The organism is Pseudoduganella sp. R-43 (assembly GCF_049913255.1).
In the GTDB taxonomy this organism is placed as follows: domain Bacteria; phylum Pseudomonadota; class Gammaproteobacteria; order Burkholderiales; family Burkholderiaceae_D; genus Rugamonas.
In genome coordinates this window covers 3,390,026-3,409,646 of sequence record NZ_CP183988.1, presented here as the reverse complement: position 1 = coordinate 3,409,646, position 19,621 = coordinate 3,390,026, and the positions used below count along the sequence as shown (strand labels likewise).

The 19,621-nt window shown below is 61.9% G+C and carries 17 protein-coding genes and 2 pseudogenes; 13 read left to right on the top strand and 6 right to left on the bottom strand.

Translation table 11 applies throughout. From position 1 onward, the window contains the following. A pseudogene (locus ACN9M3_RS15685) lies at positions 1-147 on the bottom strand (type VI secretion system baseplate subunit TssF); the annotation flags it as partial. A 195-nt stretch (positions 148-342) separates the two neighbouring features. On the opposite strand from ACN9M3_RS15685, the gene ACN9M3_RS15680 reads away from it, so the two are divergent. Genes ACN9M3_RS15680 through ACN9M3_RS15670 form a run of 3 tightly spaced genes read left to right on the top strand, consistent with a single transcriptional unit; the run spans position 343 to position 1,794 of the window. Further along, positions 343-780 carry an MbcA/ParS/Xre antitoxin family protein gene (locus ACN9M3_RS15680; protein WP_426172061.1) on the top strand — a complete coding sequence of 146 codons (438 nt, stop codon included), beginning with the start codon at positions 343-345 and terminating at the stop codon, positions 778-780. Further along, on the top strand, positions 781-1,464 hold the full coding sequence (locus ACN9M3_RS15675) for an RES family NAD+ phosphorylase (RefSeq protein ID WP_426317874.1): 684 nt from the start codon (positions 781-783) through the stop codon (positions 1,462-1,464). It abuts the gene before it with no gap. 9 nt (positions 1,465-1,473) lie between these two features. After that, positions 1,474-1,794, top strand: coding sequence for a DUF2288 domain-containing protein (locus ACN9M3_RS15670; RefSeq protein ID WP_426317873.1), 321 nt, complete (start codon positions 1,474-1,476; stop codon positions 1,792-1,794). 756 nt (positions 1,795-2,550) lie between these two features. Here ACN9M3_RS15670 and ACN9M3_RS15665 read toward each other — a convergent pair. Further along, positions 2,551-4,551 carry a bifunctional 2',3'-cyclic-nucleotide 2'-phosphodiesterase/3'-nucleotidase gene (locus ACN9M3_RS15665; RefSeq protein WP_426317872.1) on the bottom strand — a complete coding sequence of 667 codons (2,001 nt, stop codon included), beginning with the start codon at positions 4,549-4,551 and terminating at the stop codon, positions 2,551-2,553. A 230-nt stretch (positions 4,552-4,781) separates the two neighbouring features. Here ACN9M3_RS15665 and ACN9M3_RS15660 point away from each other — a divergent pair, with 230 nt between their 5' ends. The 9 genes and pseudogenes from ACN9M3_RS15660 (at position 4,782) to lysS (ending at position 11,332) form a co-directional block, all read left to right on the top strand. Next, on the top strand, positions 4,782-5,402 hold the full coding sequence (locus ACN9M3_RS15660) for a PEP-CTERM sorting domain-containing protein (RefSeq protein ID WP_426317871.1): 621 nt from the start codon (positions 4,782-4,784) through the stop codon (positions 5,400-5,402). Between the two features lie 66 nt (positions 5,403-5,468). Next, positions 5,469-5,978: a phage tail protein gene (locus ACN9M3_RS15655; RefSeq protein ID WP_426317870.1), complete on the top strand. Its 510-nt coding sequence runs from the start codon at positions 5,469-5,471 to the stop codon at positions 5,976-5,978. Between the two features lie 19 nt (positions 5,979-5,997). Further along, positions 5,998-6,540 (top strand): phage tail protein, encoded by a 543-nt coding sequence (locus ACN9M3_RS15650; RefSeq protein WP_426317869.1) that lies wholly within the window; start codon positions 5,998-6,000, stop codon positions 6,538-6,540. A gap of 14 nt (positions 6,541-6,554) precedes the next feature. Continuing rightward, positions 6,555-7,076, top strand: coding sequence for a phage tail protein (locus ACN9M3_RS15645; protein WP_426317868.1), 522 nt, complete (start codon positions 6,555-6,557; stop codon positions 7,074-7,076). Between the two features lie 6 nt (positions 7,077-7,082). Beyond that, complete coding sequence (locus tag ACN9M3_RS15640) at positions 7,083-7,559, top strand: GNAT family N-acetyltransferase (protein ID WP_426317867.1); 477 nt, start codon at positions 7,083-7,085, stop codon at positions 7,557-7,559. A gap of 3 nt (positions 7,560-7,562) precedes the next feature. Then, positions 7,563-7,949, top strand: a complete 387-nt coding sequence (locus tag ACN9M3_RS15635) for a DUF6916 family protein (protein ID WP_426317866.1) — start codon at positions 7,563-7,565, stop codon at positions 7,947-7,949. A 70-nt stretch (positions 7,950-8,019) separates the two neighbouring features. Continuing rightward, a protein-coding gene (gene prfB / locus ACN9M3_RS15630; protein ID WP_426172047.1) for a peptide chain release factor 2 occupies positions 8,020-9,124 on the top strand; the annotation gives its coding sequence in 2 pieces (ribosomal slippage) (positions 8,020-8,100 and positions 8,102-9,124; 1,104 coding nt in all). A gap of 3 nt (positions 9,125-9,127) precedes the next feature. After that, positions 9,128-9,682, top strand: a pseudogene (locus ACN9M3_RS15625) (HAD family hydrolase); the annotation flags it as partial. A 111-nt stretch (positions 9,683-9,793) separates the two neighbouring features. Beyond that, positions 9,794-11,332, top strand: coding sequence for a lysine--tRNA ligase (gene lysS / locus ACN9M3_RS15620; RefSeq protein ID WP_426323766.1), 1,539 nt, complete (start codon positions 9,794-9,796; stop codon positions 11,330-11,332). A 72-nt stretch (positions 11,333-11,404) separates the two neighbouring features. On the opposite strand, the gene ppnN is transcribed toward lysS, so the two are convergent. Then, positions 11,405-12,775 (bottom strand): nucleotide 5'-monophosphate nucleosidase PpnN, encoded by a 1,371-nt coding sequence (gene ppnN / locus ACN9M3_RS15615; protein WP_426323656.1) that lies wholly within the window; start codon positions 12,773-12,775, stop codon positions 11,405-11,407. A gap of 181 nt (positions 12,776-12,956) precedes the next feature. Here ppnN and ACN9M3_RS15610 point away from each other — a divergent pair, with 181 nt between their 5' ends. Further along, positions 12,957-14,462, top strand: a complete 1,506-nt coding sequence (locus tag ACN9M3_RS15610; RefSeq protein WP_426323654.1) for a peptide MFS transporter — start codon at positions 12,957-12,959, stop codon at positions 14,460-14,462. A 65-nt stretch (positions 14,463-14,527) separates the two neighbouring features. On the opposite strand, the gene glpD is transcribed toward ACN9M3_RS15610, so the two are convergent. The 3 genes from glpD to ACN9M3_RS15595 are packed head-to-tail and all read right to left on the bottom strand — an operon-like array spanning position 14,528 to position 19,573. Then, on the bottom strand, positions 14,528-16,039 hold the full coding sequence (gene glpD, locus ACN9M3_RS15605; RefSeq protein ID WP_426323652.1) for a glycerol-3-phosphate dehydrogenase: 1,512 nt from the start codon (positions 16,037-16,039) through the stop codon (positions 14,528-14,530). Positions 16,040-16,050: 11 nt separating this feature from the next. Continuing rightward, a complete protein-coding gene (locus ACN9M3_RS15600) occupies positions 16,051-17,328 on the bottom strand; it encodes an amidohydrolase family protein (protein ID WP_426323650.1) in 1,278 nt (425 codons plus the stop codon). Between the two features lie 13 nt (positions 17,329-17,341). Then, positions 17,342-19,573: an OPT family oligopeptide transporter gene (locus ACN9M3_RS15595; protein WP_426323648.1), complete on the bottom strand. Its 2,232-nt coding sequence runs from the start codon at positions 19,571-19,573 to the stop codon at positions 17,342-17,344. Positions 19,574-19,621 lie beyond the last annotated feature (48 nt).

Genomic DNA, 19,621 nt, shown 5'->3' with positions numbered 1-19,621 from the left:
ATCCTGCTGGCAACGCGCCCTCTGCAAGGCCAGTGCCGTCCGCGCGTGGAGGGTGGCAACGCCCTGCACCAACCGGTCGACATGGGCGTCCTGCGGCCAATCGCGGAAGCCAAGCTGCTCCGCCAAGCCGGGATGCCGCTCAGCCATGCTGCCGGCATTCGTCGCGAATCGTCGCAGTTGGCCCTCCAGCGCAGCAAGCATTTTCTCCATCGCGCGCCCTTGTTCGATGATTTAATGCAATATTGGCAGCGGGCAGCAAACCGCGTTTTGACACTGCACAAACACATTCAACTTGAAACAAATACGGAAATGGAGTATAAATAATCCACAAACGGAGGACATATGAATCCCGCATTTGCCTACCCCGACAGCGAATACACGATTCCTCAACCAGTCGACCTGAGTCGCAAAGAAGAACGTGAACGCCTGTCGCACGCCGCCCTCAAGGGCTTTTTCAAACTGGTCGCCGCCTGGAAGTTACGCGACGACGACGCCCGCGAATTGCTGGGCGGCCTGTCCAGCAGCGCCTTCTATGAGTGGAAAAAGCACCCCGACCGCGTGCTTGAAGTCGACCGCATTACCCGTATTTCCTACCTGCTTGGCATCTACAAGTCGCTGCACATCATTTACGGCGACAAGCTGGCTGACGAGTGGGTCAGCCTTGCCAACCGCAACAGCATTTTCGGCGGCCGAACCCCGCTCGATTACATGGAAGCCGGCGGCCTGCTCGCCATGCAAACCGTGCGCCAGTTGCTCGACGCTCGTCGCGGAGGCCTGTAATTGCCGCCATTTCGCCTGCTGCGCCAATTCGACACCGTGCGCTTGATTCCGTCGCGCTTCGTCTATAAAGAAGATTCCGTGCTGGCCGCCCTCGCCGATAACGACGCCGAGCTGCACCAGCTGTTTGAACTCGATAACGCCACCAATGCCCGCCTGCGCGCCGAACACGGCGGCGCTATCGGTATCGGTATCGAAGAACTGGTTTATTACGTCCCCAATTACCGCAGCATCAATGCGGCCTTTACCTACGCCCGTCCGCAAGGCAGCCGCTTCAACGACGGGCAGCGCGGCGCCTGGTATTGCGCCTTCGAGCACGAAACGGCGCTGGCGGAAGTGATCTTCCACAAGACCGTGGAATACGCCGAAATCGACCGTTTCGACGACAGCGTCAGCTATCAGGCCCTGCTCTCGGACTTCAGCGCCCAGTTCCACGACATCTGCGGCCAGCCCGAATATGCCGCTTGCCTGGACCCGGACAGCTACGTCGCCTCGCAACGGCTGGCGCGCAGCCTGCTGACCGAAGGCTCCACCGGCATCATCTATCCAAGCGTGCGCCGCGCTGGCGGGACCAACCTGGCGTGCTTCCGCCCAGCGCTGGTGGGCAATGTTCGCAAAGGCCCGGCGTATCGGTTAACATGGCGGGGTTCGCCGACGGCCATCGTCGAGCAGATTCCCACGATTTAAGAGTTGAAAATGCAGCTGAAACCAGAAAAAGACGCGGAACTCCGCGCCAAAGTCAACCGCGAAACCGCACGCATCCCGTGGAGCGAACTGCTGAAGCACTTCGCCCAGGGCAATGTGGTGTGGGTGGCCGATGAACTGGACCTGGTGGACGTCGCCGTGCGCATCGCCCACGACGACAAGGCCAGCATTTCGGCATGGATGGAGGCCGGCCAGCTTGCCAAGGTCTCCGACCAGCAGTGCCAGGAATGGATCGCCAGCAACGCCAACCTGTGGGCCAGCGTCGTCAGCCCGTTTATTCTCGTCCAGCAGGAGAAGCGGAAACATCACTGAATCTGGCAGTGCGATGCCAATTCGCCAGCCGACGCTCCAAATGAATCACCAATACGCCAACGGTCGGTCGCATTTGCGACCATGACCATCCTGCAGACGTGACACTCCCCCGACAGCGTACAACATTCTTCCATAAGCGCCCCGACTGCACACGCTGTTACTTGTGTTACGCGGAGATCAAACTGTACCCTGAATTTCGGCGAACTTGATTAGTCGCAAGAACGACCTAGTCAAGACGCAAGAGCTTTCCGCTCGCCTTGAATCCTTCAAATTTTATCATCTGCGAGGCTGGCTATGGGGTATTGCTATTTTGTTATTTCTCCGGATATTGGCGATAAGGGCTTGAGTTCCGTGGTTCACGAGGACAATTCGCGGGGCGCATTTTGCAAATTCGGAATTACGACCAACTCAGACCTGGAGAAGGTCAGAGTCGGGTACACGACCCACAACCCATCGTTCCGATTCATTAAGTTTAGATATGACGACGACATCATAAAAGTGAAGCCAATTACTCTCGGCCCCAGCGCAATGTCAATTCAGATATCCATCACGTCCGATCTAGGGAAAGTATTGCAGGCGGTACTAAAAGCGAAAACTATGACTCAGGTCGGTAGCACGGAATGGATGCATAGCACGAATGTTCTGATGGTTAAAAAAATTGCTGATTATTGCCTCAAGTACGAAAATATCGAAATAGACGAATACAATATACAAAAATTCATCCTTTCTCTCTATTCATGCACCTAATGCAAAGTATCACTTTGATAAGTCAATTGCATAGATAAAATACCCCTTTCCGCCGCCATCATCTTCGCGCCAATAAGAAATACCAACGAGACCCATTTCTTGCGCTAGACGCAAATTGTGCGGGCCGGATCGGAACAGCACTGGCCCATTCGTCTTTACCGGCTCGAAGTGCCAACTGCGCGCCGAGCCATTGGCCCGGCGGGTCAAGTGCTGTACCGACTTGATGTAGTCGATCAGTACCGCACGGTTGTTGTCCGGTGACGCAAAAATGGTCTTGCTACCATCCAGTCCCGGGAAACCGCCGCCACCGCTGGCCCGGAAGTTATTGGTTGCGACGATGAATTCCTGGTCTGCCCGCACCGGCTGGCCGCGCCATGTCAGGCCTTTGATGCGCTGGCCGGGAGCTTGCGTCACGTCGATCTGGTAGTGCACATCAGGGTCCGTCAGCATATCGAAATTGAAACCCGCGAAGCCGGTGTTCACCAGCTCCTGCGGCTCGCTGCGGGTTGGATCGATGGTGTTGAAGCGGCCGGCGGCCTTCTCCAGCCAGGCCTTCAGCGTCGCGCCGTCGACCTTCACGGCGTGCAGGTCGTTCGGGTACAGGTAAAGGTCTGCCGCGTTGTTCAGGGCCAGCTTGCCCGGCGCCACGTCGGTGTAATCGGCCACGCCAGCCGCGCCAGTCTTGAACGGCGCTGACATCGACAGCACCGGCAACCGGGCATATTGGGGCATGCTGGCCTGGATATGGCGGCGCACATAATCGGCCTGCGCCTGGTTCACTACCTGGATCGCCGATACGTCGCCGACATCGGCAAAGTAAGCGGACATGCGGAAGTCCGTATCGCCAATCGGCGTTTTGACGTAGGCGATGGTCGCCTCATGTTCGGCTTTCACCAGCGCGGCGATTTCCGGGTCCGGTTCGACGAAGCTGCGGTCGGGACGCTGGATGCTGCGGGTGTCGACTTTCGCCGCACCGGCGTCGGACACCCAGCGCTTGCCGTCATGGCGCAGCGCGAGCTGGATCACGCCGAGATGCTTGCCCCACAGGCCCGGCATCACTGTCGGCACGCCATGCACCCGCCCCTGCACTTTATCGACATCCGGCAGGTTGAAGGCGGCTGTCTTGCTCGCCGCGTTGGGGAACACGTCATGCGAATGCCCCAGCAGCAGCGCGTCAATGCCCGGCACCTGCGCCAGGTGCAGGCTGCCGTTTTCCATTGACGGCACATAGGCAGCACCATCCAGCCCCGCATGCGAGATCGCTACGACCACCTCTGCCCCTTTGGCGCGCATCTCGGGAATGTAGCGTTGCGCCGTCTCGCGCCACCCTTCCGTGCGCACGCGGCCTTCCAGCCAGCGCTTGTCCCAACCCATGATGGCGGGCGTGGTAAAGCCGATGATGCCGATCTTCACCGTCGCGGCAATCGGCTTGCCATCCGGCCCGGTCGCGCTAACGCGTTTTTCAAGGATGCGGTACGGCTCGAATAGCGGAATGCCGGTGCGGGCGTCGACCACATTTGCCAGCACCACCGGAAAGGCCGGGCCCGCGCAAGGCTGGGCGCGCACCGAAGCGCCTGCCGCGCCGAAGCGGCTGGCGGTGACCTGCCCCAGGTAATCCAGACCCCAGTTGAATTCGTGGTTGCCAACCGAGCCGCCTTCGAAGCCCAGGGCATTCATGGCCTTGTAGATGGCCAGCGTCTGGCCGCATCCGACCGGCGCCACCAATGCCTGGTAGTCGCCCAGCGCCGTGCCCTGGATGGCGTCGCCATTATCGAGCAGCAGTGTATTCGGGAATTCCTTGCGCGCCTGGCGGATCAGGGTCGCCGTGCGCTCCAGCCCCAGCGAGGCGTCGGGCGCCAGCTTGTAGTAGTCGTAACTGCGCACGTTGGCGTGCAAGTCCGTCGTCTCGAGAATCACGAAAGTGGCTTGCGAACCTTGCGGCGGTATCGCTGGAATGCTGCTGCAGCCCGCCAGCAGGACGGCTGCGGGCGCGAGGAATTGGATGCGCATTAACTGTCTTTTAGTCTGAAATTTACTGATGAATATTTGCCACGCGCCATTGTTATAGCCCTTGCAATCTAAAGAATTGCAGATTGCACTCTGGGTCAAGGCAGACCGGCTTGCAAAATTATATGGAATCTTTGCAAAAGCGCCACGTTGACGCAAATAAATGTTCGATTGTCAATACGCAGTCGTATGATCCACCTCAACCTTCAGCCATCCGCCAAAAGGAACAAGCCATGAAAATCCGTGCCGCACTGACCGCCATCCTGCTCCTGACTGCATCACTTGCGCAAGCTGGCCCCAACCTGGTCACGAACGGTGATTTCGAAAACCTCGACTACAGCATGTGGACGCTGGTCAGCCCCGGCGGCGGCGGCCAGGCCTTCGGCACCGATCCCACAGGTTCGCCGCTGTCAAACGCCAGCAACCGCGTGTTCGGCGACTTCAACACCACCGAGCTTGGCTTCCTGCAGCAAACCATCGCCACGATCGCGGGCGCTACCTACCAGTTGAAGTTCGACTTGCAGCGCTGGACTGCAGATCCGCAATTCCCGCCCGATAACCAGGCCCAGGTCAAATTCGGCGCATCCACCGTCTTCAATGAATCGGATATTACCGGCGATTGGGGCACCCACACCCTGATCGTCACTGCGCTCAGCAACAGCACGATCCTCGAGTTCGGCAACTTCAACAACGACCCGATCTTCTGGAACCAGCTCGACAACATCAGCCTTGAGTTCCTGCGCGGCCCCAATGATCCGGGCGGCCCTGGCGTACCCGAACCCGCCACCCTGGCCTTGCTGGCGGGCGGCCTGATGGCCATGCGCTTGAGCCGCCGGCGCGCCATCCGCTCCTGACCCCTTCCATCCACTGAATCGGCCGCAACGCCCCGGCCGGGGCGTCTGCACCTGCAAGGAGGCTGCATGTCTGAACCGTATCTCGCAGAAATCAGGATGACGGGATTTAGCTTTGCGCCCAAGGGCTGGGCCCTGTGCAATGGCCAGATCCTCCCGATCAACCAGAACCAGGCCCTGTTCTCCATACTTGGCACCACTTACGGCGGCAACGGGCAGACCACATTCGCCCTGCCCGACCTGCGCGGCCGGGTTCCGGCCCACGTGCACGCCAGCTTCAACCTGGGCCAGCAGGGAGGCGAAGCCAGCCACACCCTGATCGCCAGTGAAATGCCGGCGCATACCCACGCCCTGGGCATTTCCACAGCCGTCAGCCACCAGGCCGATCCCTCCGGGCGCGTGCTCGGCAACGTCGAAGCCGGGGCGCTCAACTACTACGCGCCGCAGGACGGCACCGCAACGCTGGCACCCGCCACGGTGGGCAATGCCGGCGCCGGCCAGCCGCACGACAACATGCAGCCCTACCTGACTGTCAACTTCATCATCGCGCTGCAGGGCATTTTCCCGTCGCAGAGCTGAACCAGACCGGAGCCGGCACATGGACAACTTCATCGGCGAGATTCGCCTGTTCGCGGGTAACTTCCCGCCCCTTGGCTGGGCTTTTTGCGACGGCAGCCTGCTGCCGATCGCACAGAACACAGCCCTGTTTGCCCTGATCGGCACCACCTATGGCGGTAACGGTCAAACCACCTTTGCGCTGCCGGACCTGCGCGGCCGCGTGCCGCTGCACCAGGGCACGCAACCGGGAACCGCCAACACCTATGTCATGGGCCAGCAGGCGGGCGTCGAGACAGTGACCCTGGCCAGCAACCAGCTCCCATCGCACAACCATAGCGCCAGTGCCAGCACCGCCGTGCCGCCCGCCACCGGGACCGGCATCAACCTGACCGGGCCAACAACCTATGTTCCGGCCGCGCCGGCCAAGCCCAAGTTTTACGCGCCGGCCGGCTCCAGCATGGTGCCCATGTCGCCCCAGGCGATCCAGCCGGCCGGCGGCAACCAGTCCCATAACAATATGGCTCCCTTCCTGGCGCTCAGCTTCATCATCGCCATTGAAGGCATCTTCCCTTCGCAGAGCTAGTCGAGGAGTCCAGCATGGCAGAGCGTTATATCGGCGAAGTCCGCATGTTCAGCGGGAATTTCGCACCCGTGGGCTGGGCAATGTGCAATGGCCAGCTTCTTCCCATTGCGCAGAACACGGCACTGTTTTCCATTCTCGGCACCACTTACGGCGGCAATGGCAAGACCAACTTCGCGCTCCCGGACCTGCGCCAGCGCATCCCGATGCACGCTGGGGCCGGTCCTGGCCTGAGCCCGCGCGACCTGGGTGAACAAGGCGGCGAGGCAAGCACTGCGCTGACCGCGCTTCAGATGCCGTCGCACAGCCACGGCATGTCAGCCTCCAACACGAGCGCCACGGTGCAATCGCCCGCAAACGCCCTGCTTGCCAAGCCGATCACGGTCAGCGCCCCTTACCACGATGCCGCCGCCGTGGCGCCATCGCCGGAAGGACCTCTCGGCGTTGCCGGCGGCAGCAGCCCCCACAACAATTTGCAGCCTTACCTGGTGGTTAACTTCATCATTGCCCTCACCGGCATTTACCCTCCACGCAGCTGATTGAACATGCACAGCCAGCTCACTTTGCGGCCCGTTGAAGCCGGTGACCAGCCCTTCCTGCTGGCGCTGGTGGAAAGCACACGCGAGGACCTTGCCGTCCTCGACCCGAATGTCAGGGCCATGCTGGTTTGCATGCAAAACGAAGCCCAGGTGACCGACTACCGCCGCCGCTTCCCCGGCCTGGAAGAAAACATCGTGCTGGCCGACGGCGCTGCGGCCGGCCGCCTGTACGTGGCGCGCAGCCGGGACGAGATCCGCCTGGTCGACATCAGCCTGAGTCCCTCCTGCCGCGGCCAGGGCATCGGCAGCCGCCTGCTGGCCCGGCTGCAGGACGAGAGCCAGCAATCAGGGCTGCCCTTGCGCTTGCATGTATTGCACGGCAATCCAGCGGGCGATCTGTACCGCCGGCTCGGATTCCAGCCTGGCGCGACCGAGGGCATGCACCTGTCCATGGAATGGCAACCTATCTTGTTAAAGGAATAAGTCATGGAACGTCGCAACTTCATCCTCGCCGCCGGAAGCCTGGTCGGCGCCCCGGCCGTCGCCCGCGCCGCATCGCTGGCCACCCTGCCGCCTACGCCGTCCACCCTGCGCATGGCCGGCTTCCGCGACCTGGTTGGCCAGCAATTCATCGCCTACCAGGGCATGCGCGGCACTTCGCTCGACCTGCACGCCGTGCGCCCGGGCAAGGAAGCGCCCCACCAGGAGCAGTTCACCCTGCTCTTCAGCGGCGCGCCCGGCCTGGACGCCGGGATTTATGAAATCGACAACCCACTTTCCGGACGCCTGTCCATCTTCATGGAACCGGCTGGCCGCGGCCCGGCGAGCGGCCGGGGCGCCCTCTACCGCGCCGAATTCAGCCTGCTTGTGTGAGCTGCCCGATGCGCCAGCCTCTGAGGTATAATTTCAGGTTCGATTTAACAACTATCAGACCTGAAAAACCATGGAAGCTGAACGCATCAATTCCCTCGCCAACCTGCTCGCGGACCTGACCACCCGCGAAGCCGAACTTCGGAGGTATCTTTGACTTCGATAAGAAGTCGGAGAAACTGGAACAACTGAACGCCGAACTGGAAGATCCGGCCGTTTGGAATGACCCGAAAAAAGCCCAGGATATGGGCCGCGAGAAGAAAGCCCTCGAAGGCGTGGTCCTGACCTTGCAAAAGGCAGAAAGCGACCTGCGCGACATGAACGAACTGTTCGCGATGGGCAAGGAAGAAGGCGACGACGATACGCTCGAAGCCGTGATTGCGGATACCGCAGAAATCCAGAAGACCATCGAACAGATGGAATTCCGCCGGATGTTCAGCAATCCGATGGATCCGAACAACTGCTTCATCGACATCCAGGCTGGCGCCGGCGGTACCGAAGCCCAGGACTGGGCCTCCATGCTGCTGCGCCAGTACCTGCGCTATTGCGAACGCAAGGGCTTCAAGGTCGAAGTGATGGAAGAGTCCGAGGGCGAAGTTGCCGGCATCAAGACCGCCACCCTGAAAGTGGACGGCGAATACGCCTATGGCCACCTGCGCACCGAGACCGGCGTGCACCGCCTGGTGCGCAAGTCGCCGTTCGACTCCTCCGGCGGCCGCCACACCTCCTTCGTGTCGCTGTTCGTCTATCCGGAAGTGGATGACTCGATCGAGATCGAAATCAACCCGGCCGACCTGCGCATCGATACCTACCGCGCATCCGGCGCCGGCGGCCAGCACATTAACAAGACCGACTCCGCGGTGCGTATCACGCACGGCCCGTCCGGCATTGTCGTGCAGTGCCAGAACGACCGCTCGCAGCACCGCAACAAGGCCGAAGCGATGGACATGCTGAAGGCCAAGCTGTACGAACTGGAACTGCGCAAGCGCATGAGCGAACAGCAGTCGCTGGAAGACTCCAAGACCGACGTCGGCTGGGGCCACCAGATCCGCTCCTACGTGCTGGACCAGTCCCGCATCAAGGACCTGCGCACCAACTTCGAGACCGGCAACACCAAGGGCGTGCTGGACGGCGACCTGGACGACTTCATCTCCGCGTCCCTGAAGCAAGGCATCTAAGCAATGACGCAGCAGCGCGCCTTCATCTTCGACATGGACGGCACCATCGTCGACAACATGGGTTTCCACACCCGCTCGTGGCTGGAATTCTTCAGCCGCCGCGGCCATGCTGTCGACGAAGCGGCATTCTTTGCCGCCACCGCCGGCCGCACCGGCCACGAAATCATGCGCCAATACCTCGGCGAGGACTTGGCGCATGACGACGTGACCGCGCTGATCGACGAGAAGGAAGTGCTGTACCGCGAAATCTACGGGCCGCACCTGCGTGCGGTCAAAGGCTTCGTCACCCTGGTGAACGAAGCGCGAGCCGCCGGCATCCGCCTGGCGGTCGGCACCGCCGCCCCGCCCTGCAACGTGGACTTCACGCTGGACGGCCTGGGTGTGCGCCCGCAGTTCGACACCGTCGTCGGCGCCGCCGACGTCAAACGCGGCAAGCCGGAACCCGACGTGTTCCTGCTGGCGGCCGAACGCTGCGGCGCCGATCCGGCGCACTGCATCGTGTTCGAGGACGCGCCTTTGGGCGTGGAAGCAGCGCGCCGAGCCGGCATGCGCTGCGTCGTCCTGACAACCACTTTGCCTGCTGAAGCGTTTAAGGCGTTCGACAATGTGATCTGCATTGCACGCGACTTCAGCGAAATCGATATCAATAAACTGACCACCACCAAAAACATGACTACGGAAAACCAAGTGCAAGACCAGGCACCAGGCCAGGACGACAACAAGATCATCGCCGAGCGCCGCGCCAAGCTGGCCGCCATCCGCGAGAAACAGAGCGTCGCCTTCCCTAACGATTTCCGCCCTCAGCACAAAGCTGCCGACCTGCACGTGCAGTACGGCGAAAAGACCCGTGAAGAGCTGGAAGCCGAGCCGGTTCCCGTCGTCATCGCCGGCCGCATGATGCTGCGCCGCGAAGCCGGCAAGAAAGCCGCATTCGCGACCCTGCAGGACGCCTCCGGCCAGAAAGCCGACGGCCGCATCCAGATCTACGTCACCGTGGACACCACCGGCGAAGAGGCAATGGAAGCCTTCCGCGGCTGGGACCTGGGCGACATCCTGGGCGTGACCGGCACCCTGTTCAAGACCAAGACCGATGAACTGACCGTGAAAGTCAGCGAGATCAAGCTGATCACCAAGGCCCTGCGCCCGCTGCCGGACAAATTCCACGGCCTGGCCGACCAGGAAACCAAATACCGCCAGCGCTACGTCGACCTGATCACCAGCGAAGAAACCCGCCGCACCTTCAAGGCGCGCACCGCTGCGATCTCCTCGATCCGCCGCTTCATGGAAGCGAACGAATTCATGGAAGTCGAAACCCCGATGCTGCACCCGATCCCGGGCGGCGCGTCGGCCAAGCCATTCATTACCCACCACAACGCGCTGGACATGCAGATGTTCATGCGTATCGCACCCGAGCTGTACCTGAAGCGCCTGGTGGTGGGCGGCTTCGACCGGGTGTTCGAGATCAACCGCAACTTCCGCAACGAAGGCGTGTCGGTCCGTCACAACCCTGAATTCACCATGATGGAGTTCTACGCGGCCTACACCGACTACGAATGGATCATGGACTTCACCGAGAAGGTGATCCGCCAGGCGGCGATCGACGCCAAGGGCACCGCCGTGCTGACCTACGGCGGCCGTGAACTGGACCTGTCGAAGCCGTTCCAGCGCCTGACCATCTGCGGCGCCATCAACAAGTACGCGCCGGGCTACACCGAAGCGCAACTGAACGACGTCGCCTTCCTGAAGGCCGAACTGCTGAAATTCGGCGTGAAGCCATTCGCCACCGCCGGCCTGGGCGCGCTGCAACTGGCGCTGTTCGAGGAAACCGCCGAAGCGCAGCTCTGGGAACCGACCTTCATCATCGACTACCCGATCGAAGTGTCGCCGCTGGCCCGCGCTTCCGACACCCGCGAAGGCATCACCGAGCGCTTCGAACTGTTCATGGTGGGACGCGAAATCGCCAACGGCTTCTCCGAGTTGAACGACGCCGAAGACCAGTCGGCACGTTTCCTGGCCCAGATGAAGGCCAAGGAAGCCGGCGACGACGAAGCGATGTACTACGACGCCGACTTCATCCGCGCGCTGGAATACGGCATGCCGCCAGCCGGCGGCTGCGGCATCGGCATCGACCGCCTGATGATGTTGCTGACCGACTCGCCGAACATCCGCGACGTGCTGCTGTTCCCGCACCTGCGTAAAGAAGACTAAAACCAGCCATACGCACGAGCCCGTGTCACACCTTGGGGTCAGACCCCAGGGTGTGACACGGGCTCAGCTGTTTTACTGGATCACCCGGTAGCAAGGCGTGTACGCCTTGCCCGCCAGCTTCATCCGGCTTTGCGCCACGAACGATGCCAGCAGCGCATCCATCGGCCCCATGATTTCCTTGTCGCCGTGGATCTCGAAGTGGCCATACTTTTCGATGGTGCGGATGCCCTCTTCCTTCACATTGCCCGCCACCACGCCGGAGAAAGCCCGGCGCAAGTTCGCCGCCAGCACATGCACCGGCTGGTTCTTGTGCAAGCTCAGGTTGCGCATGTTTTCGTGCGTCGGCGCAAACGGGCGCTGGAACTCGTCGTCGATCTTCAGCGCCCAGTTGAAGTAATAGGCGTCCGAACGCGCCTTGCGGAATTCGCGCACCTGCTTCATCCCTTCCTGCATCTCCTGCGCCACCAGCTCCGGGTCATCGACGATGATCTTGTAGCGCTTTTGCGCCTCGGCGCCGAGGGTCAGGCCGATGAACTCATTGATCTGCACAAAGTACTCGCGCGCAGTTTCAGGCCCGGTGAAGATCAGCGGGAACGGGATTTCCGCATTGTCCGGATGCAGCAGAATGCCGAGGATATACAGGATTTCCTCCGCCGTGCCCGCGCCGCCGGGGAACACGCAAATGCCGTGGCCGACACGCACGAAAGCCTCCAGGCGCTTTTCGATATCGGGCATGATCACCAGGTCGTTCACGATCGGGTTTGGCGATTCCGCGGCGATGATGCCCGGCTCCGTAATGCCCAGGTAACGCCCGCCGGTAAAGCGCTGCTTGGCATGGCCAATGGTGGCCCCCTTCATCGGCCCCTTCATCGCCCCCGGGCCGCAGCCGGTGCAGATGTCCAGTCCCCGCAGGCCGAGCTGGTAGCCCACTTCCTTCGAGTAGTTGTATTCGGCGCGATTGATCGAGTGCCCGCCCCAGCACACCACCAGGTTCGGGTTAAGCTGCGGCTTCAGCACATTGGCATTGCGCAGGATATGGAACACCGCATCGGTGATGCCCTCGCTGCGGGCCAGGTCGAACTTCGGATTGCCCGTGACTTCGTTGCTGACAAAGACGATATCGCGCAGCACCGCAAACAGGTGCTCGTGGATGCCCTTGATCATCTTGCCGTCGACGAAGGCGATCGCCGGGGCGCCCTTGATTTCCAGCTTGATGCCGCGCTCGCGCTGCAGGATGTTGATGTCAAACGACTTGAAGCGATCCAGCAATTCCTTTCCATCGTCGATCGTGCTGCCGCAATTCAGCACCGCCAGGGCGCAGTTGCGAAAGATGTTATAGAGGCCGCCTTTGCCCGAGTCGAGCAATTGGACCACCTCCGCCTTGGACAGGACTTCCAGCCTGCCCTCCGGAGCAATGAGAGTATCGACAACGTTGCTGTCCATGATACGTAAATCCTTTTATTTAACTTTTGGGGCGCCGCACCTTCAATATACGCTCTTGGTATGCCGATTCACAGACGCAAGCTTGGCAAACATACCACAATGCTGCTTTGCAGCACGCGAATTTGCCCTTAACCGTGCGGGGTGGATTACAATTCGGCTTTTTTCGACCAGGAGAAACCGCATGAGCGGTCCTATCACGCAAACCACTGAGGCTAAGATCCCTGAATTCAGGCAGATCATGGGTCACCCTGCTCCGCTCTGGATGCTGTTCATGTCCGAATTTTGGGAACGCTTTGCGTTTTACGGGATTCGCTGGGCGCTGGTACTGTACGTCGTTTCCGAGTTCTACCATGGCGACAAGTCGGGCCAGGCAGCAGCCAACCTGACTTACGGTTCCTACCTGGCGCTGGTGTATGCCGGTGCGCTGTTCGGCGGCTACGTTGCCGACCGCATACTTGGTTACCAGCGTTCTATCCTGGTCGGCGCCAGCTTCATGGCAGCTGGCCTGTTCATGATTGCGATTCCCGATCCGACGATCTTCAAGTTCGGCCTGGCGACGATCATCGTCGGTAACGGCATGTTCAAGCCGAATATCTCGACCATGGTCGGCAAGCTGTATTCGCTGGGCGATACCCGCCGCGATTCCGGCTTCACCATCTTCTACATGGGCATCAACGTCGGCGGCTTCCTGGCCCCGATCGTTACCCAGCTTCTGGCGCAGAAGGTCTTCAACACCGGCAATACGCCGGCCTACAAGATCGTGTTCATTTCCGCCGGCGTCGGCATGATCATTTCGCTGTTCTGGTTCTACCTGGGCCGCCGCGGCCTGAAGGGCATTGGCGAACCGGCACCGGAAGCCAAGAGCCCGATGCGCATCGCCTACGTGGCGCTGGGCGCGCTGGCCATGATTCCTGTCGTGTACTCCCTGCTGGCGCTGGGCGCGGAAAAACTGCAGGGCGTGCTGACCGTGCTGTTCCTGATCCTGGTTGTGATGCTGATCGTGGAAGGTGTGCGCAACGGTCCCGTGTCCCGCGACAAGACCATCGCCATGATGGTGATCTTCGCCTTCAACATCATGTTCTGGTGCTTCTTCGAACAGGCAGGTTCCTCGTTCACCTTCCTGGCTGACGAGATCGTGAACCGCGACCTGGGCTTCATGATCTTCCCGACCGCCTGGTTCCAGTCCGTGAACTCGCTCGCCATCATCTTCTTCGCGCCAGTCGTGGCAGCGGTATGGGTCTGGATGGGCAAACGCGGCAAGAACCCATCGATCCCGCGCAAGTTCGCCCTCGGTATCATCGGTAACGGCCTGGCTTTCGGCCTGCTGATGTACGCGCTGACCCACCTGGTCGACGACAAGAGGATGATTCCGTTCTGGACCCTGTTCATGGTCTACGTGATCCAGTCCATCGGTGAGCTGTGCCTGTCCCCGATCGGCCTGTCGATGGTGACCAAGCTGGCTCCGACCCGCCTGGTCGGCATGGGCATGGGCGGCTGGTTCCTGTCCACCGGCATCGGCAACAACCTGTCCGGCATCGTCGCATCGATGATGTCCGGCGAACATGGCATGACCGTGGAATCGGCGCTGACCGGCTACACCCAGGGCTTCTGGATCCTGATCGGCGGCGGCGTGCTGCTGTTCGTCCTCGCCCCGGTCATCCAGAAACTGATGCACGGCGTCAAATAAATAAATGGGGACGCACCCCATTTATCAGGCAACAAAAAAGGCAGCTTCGGCTGCCTTTTTTTGTTTCAGTTCGCTGCCAGCCAGGCGTCGAGCCGGGCTTCGGCTCCTGCCGGCAAATGCAGGCCGAGCTTGGAACGGCGCCACAGGATGTCGGCAGCCGTCACTGCCCATTCCTTGCGGCGCAGGTAGTTTACTTCCGCCGCGTACACGCCGGGCAGGATTTCCTCCCCCATGTCCGCCAGCGATGCACAGCCTTCGAGCAGGGTGTGCACCCGTGTGCCATATGCGCGCACATACCGCTTCACCAGCTCCTGCGGCAGCCAGTCGTACTTCACCTGCACGGCGGCGGCCCAGGCGCAAAACTCCTGCACTGAACGATTCTGCGGCATGGCGCCAAACAGGTCGCCGCCTGGCAGGCAAGCCCTTTCGGTCCAGCCTTTTTCAGGCCGGCCAAGCGTCTTGCAAAGGATGTCCACCGCATCCTCGGCCAGCTTGCGGAACGTCGTGATCTTGCCGCCGAAGATGTTCAGCAGCGGCGCGCCTTCCTTGTCCAACTCCAGGAAATAGTCGCGCGTCACGGCCTTGGCGTCGGCTGCGGCATCTTCCAGCAATGGGCGCACGCCGGCGTAGGTCCACACCACGTCGGCCGGGCGCACCGGCTCGCGGAAGTAACCGCTGGCCAGTTCGCACAAGTAGCGGATCTCGCTTTCGTCGATCGTCACGCGCTGCGGGTCGCCCTTGTATTCAAGGTCGGTGGTGCCGATCAGCGTGAAGTCGCGTTCATACGGGATGGCAAACACAATGCGCCCATCCTTGTTCTGGAAGATATACGCCTGGTCATGCTCGAAGATGCGGCGCACCACGATATGGCTGCCTTTGACCAGCCGCAAATGGCGCGACTGCTGCTTGCCGCCTGCCGACTGGATGAAAGACTGCGCCCAGGGCCCGGCTGCATTGACCACGGCACGGGTGGTGATCCGCTTTTCAGTGCCGTCGGCCTTGCGCAGCGTCGCCACCCAGTGATCGGCATGACGCTCGACGCCGACGCAACTGGTTCGGGTCAGGATGCATGCACCTTTGGCACAGGCATCAACGGCATTGAGGACGACCAGCCGGGCATCGTCCACCCAGCCGTCGGAGTATTCGAAGCCGGCAGTGTAGGTTTCCTTCAGCGGCCGCCCCGCAGGATGGCAACGCAGGTTGATGCCGCGCGAGCCGGGCAGCAGCTCGCGCTTGGCCAGCATATCGTAGAGGAAAAGTCCGGCACGGATCAGCAGCGCGGGACGCTGCCCGGCGTCGTGCGGCATCACAAAACGCATGGGCCACATGATGTGCGGCGCGCTGCGCAACAGCACTTCGCGTTCGGCCAGCGCCTTGCGCACCAGCCGGAATTCATAGTACTCAAGGTAGCGCAGGCCACCGTGAATCAGCTTGGTGGAGGCAGACGAGGTATGCGACGCCAGGTCGTCCTTCTCGCACAGGACGACGCACAGGCCGCGGCCCGCCGCGTCGCGGGCGATGCCCGCCCCATTGATCCCGCCGCCAACTACCAGTACATCGCAATCTACGTCCGCCATGCGCTCCCCGATTACAGTTTATAAACAACGCCTTCCTTCATCACGAATCCTACCTTCTGCAGCAGGGTGATGTCCTTCAATGGATCGCCGGCCACCGCCACGATATCGGCCGCGAAACCCGGCTCCAGCGCCCCCAGGCGGCTGGACTGGCCCAGCAGCGAGGCGGCGCCGAGCGTGGCCGAACGGATTGCTTCCAGCGCCGGCATGCCCGCCTCCACCATGTAGGCGAATTCCTTTGCGTTCTCGCCGTGCGGGAACACGCCAGCGTCGGTGCCGAAGGCGATCTTCACGCCAGCCTTGTAGGCCCGGGTAAAAGTACCCTGGATCTGCGGCCCGATGGCTGCAGCCTTGGGGCGTACCAGCGGCGAATAGTAGTTCGGCTCCTTCGCCTTGTCCGCCACATAGCGGCCGGCGCTGATGGTCGGCACATACCAGCCACCGGTCTTCTTGAACAAGGCAATCGCTTCGTCGTCCATGAAAGTGCCGTGCTCGATCGAGTCCACGCCCGCCCTCAGTGCGCGCTTCATGCCATCCGCACCGTGGGCATGCGCGGCGACCTTGAAGCCGTAATCCCTGGCGGCAGCGATCAGCGCTTTCAGTTCAGCGTCGTCAAACTGCGAGTTCATGCCGCTGCTGGCCTGGCTGAGGACACCGCCGGTGGCGGTGATCTTGATAACGTCCGCACCTTCCTGGTAGCGAGCGCGCACCGCCTGGCGCGCTTCATCGGGACTGTTGATCACGCCTTCGTCCGGTCCCGGCGTGCCATGCAGGTGGCGCAATTCGCGCGACTGGCCGTTGCTTGGGTCGGCGTGGCCGCCGGTGGTGGCGATGGCTTTGCCGGCGGTGAACATGCGCGGGCCGACGATGGCGCCGGTATTGATGGCGCGCTTCATCGCAATGTTCAGGCCCTCGTTGGCGCCAAGGTCGCGTACCGTGGTGAAGCCGGCTTTCAGCGTGCGTTCGGCAAAGGCGACCGAGTCATAGGCGCGGTCGATGGCGTCCAGCGTCATCTGGCCGCGCAAGGCTTCGACCTGGGGCTGCGTCTGGCTGGTCAGGTGCACGTGCATGTCGATGAAGCCCGGCATGCAGGACATGGCTCCCAGGTCCACGTCGCCCTTGCCTTGGGTGGGCTCGATCGCCTTCACCGAGCCGTTCTCGATATGCACCGTGACCTTCTCGCGCCAGACACCGGCCTTGACGTCCAGCAGGCGGCCGCAGTCGACCGTTTGCGTGGCGGCGCTGGCCGCTCCCATCGTCAACAGCAGGCCCGCCGCACCCAGTTTCCTCATCGCCCAGTCTCCTTTAAGGTGTGGATTTTTCTCGCGCCGCCCACAGGAGCAGCGCCATGATTACAGCATAAGGCAGCAAGGACAGCAAATCGGCCGCCGGTCCGCTGAAGAAAGGATTGCTGTTTTCGGCCCACGCGGTCACCGCGGCATCGAAATTGGGCATCACGCCTGCCGTGATGGCGATCACAATGCCGGCCAGGGCGCCGCCGGCGATGTAGCCGGAGGCCAGCAGCACGCCTTCGCTGCGGTCGCCAGCCGCCTGCAGCTCTTCCTCGTTCATGCCTGCATATTGCGGCAGCCTGTTGTTGCGGCGGTCGGCCAGCCAGCGCAGCACGCCGCCCACCGCAATCGGCAGCGTGGCCGACAGCGGCAGGTACACGCCCACGGCAAACGACAGCGACTGCACGCCCGACATCTCCAGCACCAACGCAATCATCACGCCCAGCATCACCAGCGTCCAGGGCAGTTGCTGGTCGAGGATGCCCTTGATAATGTACGACACCAGCACCGCCTTCGGCGCATCGTATTTGCGCACCTCGGTGCCGTCCGGGCGCTTGTGGTGCGTGCCGTTGATGCCCGGATCGACGAACCAGACCGCCTTGCCGTCCGGCGCGACCAGGTATTTGCCCTCCGGCCCGCCTTGCGCATCCGGCTTCTGCCACACCTTGTAGGTAGTGCTGTCGCCGGCCGCCTGCGGCCCCTCCAGGCGCGCGCTCGCCGTGAGCCGCGAGGCATCGGTCGCCAGTCCCGGCGCAACCTGGGCCGCCGGCACATAGACCGTGCTGGAATTATTCAGTTGCAGCAGGATGGGACCGAGCAGCAGGGCCGATGCCAGCGAGCCGACCAGCATGGCGTACTGCTGCAGGCGCGGCGTGGAACCGACCAGGAAGCCGGTCTTCAGGTCTTGCGACACCGTGCCGGCGTTGGCCGAGGCGATGCAGACGATCGCCCCCACCGACAGCGCCGTGACGTAATACTGGCCGCCGGTCCAGCCGACCATCAGGAAAATCAGGCAGGTAAACAGCAGCGTCGCCACCGCCATGCCGGAGGTCGGGTTGGAAGAAGAACCGATCTCGCCGGTCAGGCGCGAGGAAACCGTGGAGAACAGGAAGCCGAACACCAGGATCAGCAAGGCGCCCAGCAAATTCATATGCAGCGGCGCGGACGCCGTAATCACCGCGATCAGGCCCAGGCAACCCAGCACCACCCACTTCATCGGGATATCCTGCTCGGTGCGGCGTGTAGCGTCGGCTTTGCTGCCCTTGCCCACGCCGGACAGGCCGGCCGCCAGGCTGCGCCAGATCATCGGCATTGCACGCAGCAGCGCGATCAGGCCGCCCGCCGCCACAGCACCGGCGCCGATGTACAGGATATAGGCGCCGCGCACATCGTCCGGCCCCATGTCGGAAATGAGCATGGTGGCCGGCGCCAGGATGGTGGTGAGCGGGTCGCCGAAGAACCTGATCATCGGGATCAGCAGCAGGTAGGACAGCACGCCGCCCGCTGTCATGGTCAGTGCAATGCGGGGGCCGATGATGTAGCCCACGCCCAGCAGCTCCGGCGACACTTCGGCGCCGATCGAACCGCCCTTCAGCGGCGCGCCCAGCACGACTTCCGGCGTGTCCTTCCAGCCTTTGAAGGACACGTTGAGCGCCTTGTACAGCAGCCCGATGCCAAAGCCGCCGAAGATCAGCCGTGCGCGGCGGCGTGCGTCGCGCGCCGCGTCGGACTCGCCCTGCACCGGTTCACCGGCCGCCTGGCGCGAGGAATCGCTGGCCGCGGCCTTCAGCACCTCGGCGCAAGCGGTCCCCTCGGGGAACTTCAGCTCGTGGTGCTGGTCCACGATCATGGTGCGGCGCATCGGAATCATCATGAGGATGCCCAGCAGGCCGCCCAGCACGCCCACCAGCATGACGCGCCAGATTTCCAGTTCAAAGCCCAGGATCAGGATGGCCGGCATGGTCACGCCCAGGCCGAACGCAATCGATTCGCCGGCAGAACCGGCGGTCTGCGCGATGCTGTTTTCCAGGATGCTGGCATCCTTGCCGCCCAGTTTTTTGGCCAGGCCGAAGAAAGTGATTGCAATGACTGCGACGGGAATCGAAGCGCTGACGGTCAGGCCCACCTTGAGGACCAGGTACAACGAAGAAGCGCCAAACACCATGCCCAGCAAGGTTCCGAGGAACAAGGCGCGGAACGTCATTTCCGGCAGCCGCGCCTCGTCGGGGATATAGGGACGGAACACGTGAATCCTTTTAGACTAAAACACCTAGGACTATGGCATAAATAGCAA

Coding starts and splice junctions, on each gene's coding strand:
- glpD (WP_426323652.1), bottom strand. CDS start 16,039: ATGGCGGACGTAGATTGCGATGTACTGGTAGTTGGCGGCGGGATCAAT.
- ACN9M3_RS15650 (WP_426317869.1), top strand. CDS start 5,998: ATGGACAACTTCATCGGCGAGATTCGCCTGTTCGCGGGTAACTTCCCG.
- ACN9M3_RS15655 (WP_426317870.1), top strand. CDS start 5,469: ATGTCTGAACCGTATCTCGCAGAAATCAGGATGACGGGATTTAGCTTT.
- ACN9M3_RS15645 (WP_426317868.1), top strand. CDS start 6,555: ATGGCAGAGCGTTATATCGGCGAAGTCCGCATGTTCAGCGGGAATTTC.
- ACN9M3_RS15665 (WP_426317872.1), bottom strand. CDS start 4,551: ATGCGCATCCAATTCCTCGCGCCCGCAGCCGTCCTGCTGGCGGGCTGC.
- ACN9M3_RS15680 (WP_426172061.1), top strand. CDS start 343: ATGAATCCCGCATTTGCCTACCCCGACAGCGAATACACGATTCCTCAA.
- lysS (WP_426323766.1), top strand. CDS start 9,794: ATGACTACGGAAAACCAAGTGCAAGACCAGGCACCAGGCCAGGACGAC.
- ACN9M3_RS15670 (WP_426317873.1), top strand. CDS start 1,474: ATGCAGCTGAAACCAGAAAAAGACGCGGAACTCCGCGCCAAAGTCAAC.
- ppnN (WP_426323656.1), bottom strand. CDS start 12,775: ATGGACAGCAACGTTGTCGATACTCTCATTGCTCCGGAGGGCAGGCTG.
- ACN9M3_RS15660 (WP_426317871.1), top strand. CDS start 4,782: ATGAAAATCCGTGCCGCACTGACCGCCATCCTGCTCCTGACTGCATCA.
- ACN9M3_RS15610 (WP_426323654.1), top strand. CDS start 12,957: ATGAGCGGTCCTATCACGCAAACCACTGAGGCTAAGATCCCTGAATTC.
- ACN9M3_RS15600 (WP_426323650.1), bottom strand. CDS start 17,328: ATGAGGAAACTGGGTGCGGCGGGCCTGCTGTTGACGATGGGAGCGGCC.
- ACN9M3_RS15635 (WP_426317866.1), top strand. CDS start 7,563: ATGGAACGTCGCAACTTCATCCTCGCCGCCGGAAGCCTGGTCGGCGCC.
- ACN9M3_RS15640 (WP_426317867.1), top strand. CDS start 7,083: ATGCACAGCCAGCTCACTTTGCGGCCCGTTGAAGCCGGTGACCAGCCC.